We start from the raw sequence: 764 nt of genomic DNA on the forward strand, positions 1-764 counted from the left end.
TTATTCAATAACTACGAGCGCTTTGACTGCTGGTGCTCATACCATTACGGCAACTGCAACAGATGGATCCGCAAACACCAGTTCTGCTAGCTCTGCCTTAAGTATTACTATCGATACTACTTCACCTACAGTGAGTATTTCTACCACTTCCAGTAATCCAACCAATGATAATCCCATTCCCGTAACTATCACCTTCAATTCTGAGGCGGATAATATGACGGAGAACGACATTACCGTGGTGAATGGCACAACTAGTAATTTTGTTTCTCCGGACAGTACTAGTTTTTACGTGGATGTTACGCCTTCGGGTAATGGAGCCGTACAAGTATCCCTTGGTGCAGGCACGGCTTTTGATCGAGCAGGGAATGCCAATACTGTTTCGAATACATTAAGCGTAACTTATGATGGAACTGCTCCAGCGTTCAGTTCGGTAAGTCCAAGCTCAAGTAGTTCAGTGAGTAATGCGAATGTTGGTTACACCTTATCTGAAGCTATTGCTTCAGGTACAGTTACCTTTACCAGAACTGGAGGTTCAGCCGATGGCAGTTCTCCACATGTGGTAAACCTTACGGGTAGTGAGTTGAATGCAGGAGTAAGGGCTTCGGCAGCTTTGACCAATGCGCCATCTTTGGTCTCTGGAACGATTTACACAATCAGTTTCAATGGACAAGATGCTGCTGGGAATTCAGCAACGACTGTGGATGTTACCAATGTCACTTTCGATACCACGGCTCCAACCTTGGTTTCAAGCAATCCTGCAGACG

1 protein-coding gene is annotated in these 764 nt (G+C 45.4%); it reads left to right on the top strand.

All coding sequences use genetic code 11. The features are described 5' to 3' along the window. A partial coding sequence (locus AWW68_RS07765; protein ID WP_245660222.1) for an Ig-like domain-containing protein occupies nt 1-764 on the top strand: 764 nt, incomplete at both ends.

The organism is Roseivirga spongicola, assembly GCF_001592965.1.
GTDB lineage: Bacteria > Bacteroidota > Bacteroidia > Cytophagales > Cyclobacteriaceae > Roseivirga > Roseivirga spongicola.